Genomic DNA, 6,404 nt, shown 5'->3' with positions numbered 1-6,404 from the left:
ATTCAAACACGGCCCGAGGCATTACTAAAGGATATTCACTTAATCTTCGAGTAATTTTTGTAACAGAACCCCATTTAGCATTGCTCGTTTGATCATAGCAAATGCTCCTTTAGTGGGTTGTTTATCGATTTCAGACGCGACGATAGGTAATCCACTGTGGAATGTTGTTAGAGATTGGTTCTCTACATTTCGTCGTATCGCAGGGAATAAGATGTCTTGAGCTTTAGTAATATCACCCGCAATAATCACTTTTTGTGGATTGAACAAGTTGATTGTCATCGCAATTGCTTTGCCAAGTTGATTTCCAACTCGAACCAAGCTCTGTTTTGCAAGTTCATCACCCGCAATAGCATGGCTGCATACATCATCAATAGTGATAACAGAAAGAGAAGCTAATGATGATTCATACCCTTGAGCAATTAATTTTTTGACTCGATCAATAATGGCAGGGTTAGCCGCTACGGTCTCTAAGCAGCCAAAGTTACCGCACTGACACTGCTCACCAAGGGGATCGATCTGTATATGACCAATTTCACCAACGTTACGATTAAAACCTAAAAAGACTTGGCCGTTAACGATGATACCAGCACCGGTTCCGCGGTGGACACTGACAAGAATGGAGTCTTGGCTATCTTGGCTTGCGCCAAAGTAGTGTTCTGCTAATGCCATACCACGAACGTCATTACCAACAAAACACTCAACTTTAAACGCTTCGGTGAGCATTTTTCCAAGTGCTAAATTATCGATATCCGTATTTGGCATGTATTCCACAACGCCCGTTGTCGGGTTTACAAGGCCAGGAAGTGTTACGCCTATTGCAATAAGTTGATCGATACTTGATTGATGTTGTTTGATGAAAGCATCAAGGTGAACCAAAAGACCTTTCATTAATTCAGACTGATCTCGATATACTAACTCTTGTTGATCGAAAGCAAGTTCGACACCACCAAGGTTGTACAAACTGAATTGAATGTAGTCACGACCCAAACGCACTGCAATTGAATGAAAAGGTTCTACTTCTGTTGTCAGAGATATCGCTCTTCGGCCACCAGTAGAAGCTTGCTGCGCGACTTCTTTAATTAAGCCACGCTCAAGAAGTTGGCGGGTAATTTTTGTAACACTAGCAGGTGCAAGTTGACTTACATCTGCGACTTGGATTCGAGAGATTGGCCCTTGTTGGTCAATCAAACGATATACCGCTGCACTGTTTAGTTGTTTAACTAAATCTACGTTACCTATTTGTCCGCCATTCATGTTTAATTTTGCTCGTATTGTCCGTTAACTACAGTCGCTTGAACTTTGAAGTCATTATCAAAAATAGCAAGGTTAGCAACCATACCTTTTTTGATTCGGCCTAGCTTATTATCTACACCAATTGCTTGGGCAGGGTAAAGCGTCGCCATTCTTAGAGCTTCGTCCAATGCGATACCAGCGTGCTCAACTGTATTTTGTACAGCTTCGATCATAGTCAATGCTGAGCCGCCTAGTGTGCCGTTTTCATCAACACACTTACCATCACGGTAATATACTTTCTTACCGACAAAAATAAAGTAATCCATGTTAGCGCCTGCTGGAGCTGTGGCATCGGTCACTAATACAAGCTTTTCACCCTTAATTTTATGCGCGATACGAATATTGGCATAGTCAACGTGGAAGCCATCAGCGATAACGCCCGCGTACACATCTGGAGTATCATAGATTGCGCCAACAACGCCAGGTTCGCGTCCAACCATTGGAGTCATGGCATTAAATAAATGAGTGGCGAATGTGATACCTGCTTCAAAGCCTTTTCTTGCTTCAGTATAAGTTGCATTGGTATGGCCGATCGACACGACAATTCCTGCATTGTGCAAACGCTCAATATGTTCAGGATCATTCAACTCAGGCGCAAGCGTAACTTTGGCAATCAAATCGTTGTTTGCACAGATCAGATCAATCATTTCACTATCAGATTGACGAATGTGTTCTACACTATGGATGCCTTTTTTCATTACATTTAGATAAGGACCCTCTAGGTGCAACCCAAGAGATTGATTTTGATAGGTATTATGGTATTCGCGAGCGGCGTTAATAACCGCTTTCATGTCTTCGTCTGACGAGGTAATTAGCGTGGGTAAAAAGCTGGTACAGCCTGATTTTAGATTTGCTTTATGCATAATCTGCATCGTGTCTGCACTAATTTCGTCATTCAACATGACACCACCACAGCCATTAAGCTGAAGATCAATGAAACCAGGGCTAAGGTTTGCGCCGTTGAGGTCTACATTTTTAATGGTTGTAGGTAACTCTGATATCGGGCAGATTGCTTTAATCATTGCGTTTTCAATGATTAAAGCTTTATCGATTAAAATGTCACGACCCGTATATATTTTACAATTACTTAGCGCATACATGGTTAGCTAATCCTTATTTCTTGGGAGTGTGGTGAGTTATCTAGCAGCTAAAACTAAGTATACCTCTTTATCTGATACTTAGTTTGCGAACATCAATTAGATAACGGATTATCTTTCATAAAATGATATTTTGAAAGTGTTATGTTGCTAAGTTTATGAAAAATAATAATTTAATTTGTTTTTATCTGGACGTTGTCATAAAGATTGCATTCACTGATTTGAATATTACGTCATATTTTTCTTATGAATATGAATCTCTAATCCTTAAACAATATCGCTAATTGCTCATTTTTTTTAATTGTAAAATAAGTTTTATGATCTCGCTAGCAAAAACCTCGATTTTTGACCAGATCTGGTGATTATGATCACAAATGAAGAGCTTTTAATTTGCGGAGCAAAATTAATAGCCTAAACTGAAAAGGACTAAATTGAGGAGCTGAAAAAAGTTTCTCTGACAAATTCTAAATTCCTATAGGGGGAACTAACAGTGAATATTCTTGGATATGCACAGAAGCTCGGTAAAGCATTAATGCTGCCAATTGCAACGCTTCCAATTGCGGCGCTTCTTTTAAGACTAGGTCAACCAGATTTACTTGATATTGCATTTATGGCTTCTGCTGGTAATGCAATCTTTAGCCAGCTACCTCTACTTTTCGGTTTAGGTATTGCTATTGGTCTTTCTAAAGATGGTAACGGTGCTGCAGGTCTTGCGGGTGCTGTGGCTTACTTTGTGTTGACCGCTACTGCTACAACAATTGATGCAAGTGTTAACATGTCATTCTTTGGTGGTATCTTCGCAGGTATCATTGCTGGTCACTCTTATAACGCTTTCCACGCGACTCGCCTACCTGAATGGTTAGCATTCTTCTCTGGTAAACGTCTTGTTCCAATCATGGCAGGTTTGTTTGCTCTAGTTGCTGGTGCGGTTTCTGGTGTGGTATGGCCTGGCGTTCAATCTGGTCTTGATGCACTAGCTCACGCGGTATCAACGTCTGGCGCTGTTGGTCAATTTGTTTATGGTACTCTTAACCGTGCATTGATTCCTGTTGGCTTGCACCATGTATTGAACTCTTACTTCTGGTTCGGTATGGGCACATGTCAAGAGATCGTAGTTGCAGGTCAAGGCGCATTTGCTGGTATTACACAACTTTGTGTTGACCCTGCGATTGCTAAAACACTCGTTGTTGGTCAAGAACACACATTCACATTCGCTAACTCTGTTACTCCTGAAATTACTACAGTAGTAAAAGAAGTGACTGAAACTCTGAAATCTGGCGACCTACACCGTTACTTCGGTGGTGATAAAGGCGCTGGCGTATTCATGAACGGTTTCTTCCCTGTAATGATGTTTGGTCTACCAGGTGCTGCTCTTGCAATGTACCTAGCGGCTCCAGCTGAAAAACGCAGCCAAGTTGGTGGTGCTCTGTTCTCTGTTGCATTCTGTTCATTCCTAACGGGTATTACAGAACCTCTAGAGTTTATGTTCGTATTCCTAGCTCCTGCTCTATACGCAATGCACGCTGTATTTACTGGTCTGTCTCTAGTGGTTGCGAACATGTTCGGAACACTACATGGCTTCGGTTTCTCTGCAGGTCTGATTGACTTTGTCTTGAACTGGGGTCTTGCAACTAAACCAGTAACACTACTATTTATTGGTCTAGCATTTGGTGCTCTATACTTCTTTACTTTCAGCTTCGCAATCCGCGCATTCAATTTGAAGTCGCCAGGTCGTGAAGATGATGATGAAGCAGCCGCGCCTTCTGGTGATGCTCCTAAAGGTGATATTGCACGTCAATACTTGAAAGCTTTAGGTGGTCACGAAAACCTAACATCAATTGATGCTTGTATTACTCGCCTACGTCTTACACTAAAAGATCGTTCTATCGCTGATGAAGCAGTACTTAAAAAGCTTGGTGCGAAAGGTGTGGTTAAACTAGGTGAAAACAACCTTCAAGTGATTCTTGGCCCACTAGCTGAAATCGTCGCTGGCGAAATGAAAGCGATTGGTGCTGGTGAAGACCTATCTGATGTTAAACTGCCTTAGTTATCACAGAGCTAAAAATTGACTTTAATGCCTCCTTTGGGAGGCATTTTTTGTTTTTCAAAGAATGAATCACTTACTTATTGTTCGATGTCAGTTTTATTTAAGATTAAACGCACGGTAGTAGTTGTGTCTAAGCTTATAATTGTGGATGATTGACGGCTATATATTCTGACAATACTAAACCATAGAGGTGCTATAGATGAGTGAAGCTGAGGCTCGTCCATCGAATTTTATTCGCCAAATCATTGATAAAGATTTAGCTGATGGTAAACACTCGAGTGTTCATACTCGTTTTCCGCCAGAACCAAACGGCTACTTGCATATTGGTCACGCGAAATCTATCTGTTTAAATTTTGGTATTGCTCAGGACTACCAGGGGCAGTGTAATCTGCGTTTTGATGATACTAACCCTGAAAAAGAAGACGTTGAATACGTTGAGTCTATTAAAAATGACGTAAGTTGGTTAGGCTTCGAGTGGGCTGGTGATATCTGTTATTCATCAAACTATTTCGATCAGTTATACGCTTATGCAGTTGAATTGATTAATAAAGGCTTAGCGTATGTTGACGAGCTAAGTCCAGAGCAGATCCGTGAATATCGTGGCACGCTAACTGAGCCAGGTAAACACAGCCCGTACCGTGAACGCTCACCTGAAGAAAACTTAGCGTTATTTGAAAAAATGCGCGATGGTGGCTTTGAAGAAGGTAAGGTGTGCTTACGCGCAAAAATTGATATGGCATCGCCATTTATGGTTATGCGTGATCCAGTTATTTATCGTGTACGTTTTGCGCATCACCATCAAACCGGTGATAAATGGTGCATTTACCCAATGTACGATTTTACTCACTGCATTTCTGATGCGTTAGAAGGGATCACTCACTCTATCTGTACTCTTGAATTCCAAGATAACCGTCGTTTGTACGATTGGGTATTAGAGAACATTACGATTGATTGCCAACCACGTCAGTATGAATTTAGTCGCCTAAATTTAGAATACACGGTGATGTCTAAACGTAAACTGAGCCAACTGGTTACAGAGAATCTAGTCAATGGCTGGGATGACCCACGCATGCCTACGATTTCGGGCTTGCGCCGTCGTGGCTTTACATCGGCGTCTATTCGTGAATTCTGTAAACGTATCGGTGTAACGAAGCAAGAGAACATGATTGAATTTGGTTCATTAGAATCTTGCATTCGTGATGATCTGAATGAAAACGCACCTCGCGCCATGGCTGTTCTTGATCCTATTAAAGTGGTTATCGAAGACTTTAATGCGGATAGTGTCGAAGTTCTGAACGTTTCAAATCATCCAAACAAGCCTGAAATGGGCTCTCGTGAGGTACCATTCACGCGTGAGATTTGGATTGAGCGTGATGACTTCCGCGAAGAAGCGAACAAGAAATACAAGCGTTTAGTGCTTGGTAAAGAAGTTCGTCTACGTGGCGCTTATGTGATTAAAGCTGAGCGTATTGAGAAAGATGATGCAGGTAATATCACTACGATTTTCTGTTCATACGATAATGAAACTCTGGGTAAGAACCCAGCAGACGGCCGTAAAGTAAAAGGTGTTATTCACTGGGTATCGGCTGACAAAGGCCTACCTGCTGAAATTCGCTTGTACGATCGCTTGTTTACGGTACCTAACCCAGCAGCAGCGGAAAACTTCTCAGATACGTTAAACCCTGAATCATTAGTCGTACTGCAAGGTTTTGTCGAGCCAAGTCTTGCAACGGCTAAAGCTGAATCGGGTATTCAGTTTGAGCGTACAGGCTACTTCTGTGTTGATTCAAAAGATTCAACTGCAGATGCTCTAGTCTTTAACCGAACTGTTGGTTTGCGTGATACGTGGGCGAAAATTGACGGTTAATCTCTGTATAGTGAGATAACGGGTTAAATAAAAAAGCCAGTGATGTGAGTCACTGGCTTTTTAGTTTCTGTTCAACCTATTTGAATCTAAAAGATTGATT

At 41.5% G+C, this 6,404-nt stretch carries 4 protein-coding genes; 2 read left to right on the top strand and 2 right to left on the bottom strand.

Translation table 11 applies throughout. From position 1 onward, the window contains the following. Positions 1–39 precede the first annotated feature (39 nt). Complete coding sequence (gene nagC, locus FCV43_RS03040) at positions 40–1,254, bottom strand: DNA-binding transcriptional regulator NagC (protein ID WP_017053263.1); 1,215 nt, start codon at positions 1,252–1,254, stop codon at positions 40–42. A 2-nt stretch (positions 1,255–1,256) separates the two neighbouring features. Beyond that, entirely contained in the window at positions 1,257–2,393 is a 1,137-nt protein-coding gene (gene nagA / locus FCV43_RS03035; protein WP_113795837.1) for an N-acetylglucosamine-6-phosphate deacetylase, read from the bottom strand. 487 nt (positions 2,394–2,880) lie between these two features. Here nagA and nagE point away from each other — a divergent pair, with 487 nt between their 5' ends. Together nagE and glnS are read left to right on the top strand one after the other, a co-directional pair. Continuing rightward, positions 2,881–4,437: an N-acetylglucosamine-specific PTS transporter subunit IIBC gene (nagE, locus tag FCV43_RS03030; RefSeq protein WP_017053261.1), complete on the top strand. Its 1,557-nt coding sequence runs from the start codon at positions 2,881–2,883 to the stop codon at positions 4,435–4,437. Between the two features lie 199 nt (positions 4,438–4,636). Further along, entirely contained in the window at positions 4,637–6,304 is a 1,668-nt protein-coding gene (gene glnS / locus FCV43_RS03025) for a glutamine--tRNA ligase (RefSeq protein ID WP_017053260.1), read from the top strand. Positions 6,305–6,404 lie beyond the last annotated feature (100 nt).

This window comes from Vibrio genomosp. F6 (genome assembly GCF_005146325.1).
Lineage (GTDB): Bacteria > Pseudomonadota > Gammaproteobacteria > Enterobacterales > Vibrionaceae > Vibrio > Vibrio cortegadensis.
This window is presented reverse-complemented; position numbering and strand designations above follow the sequence as displayed.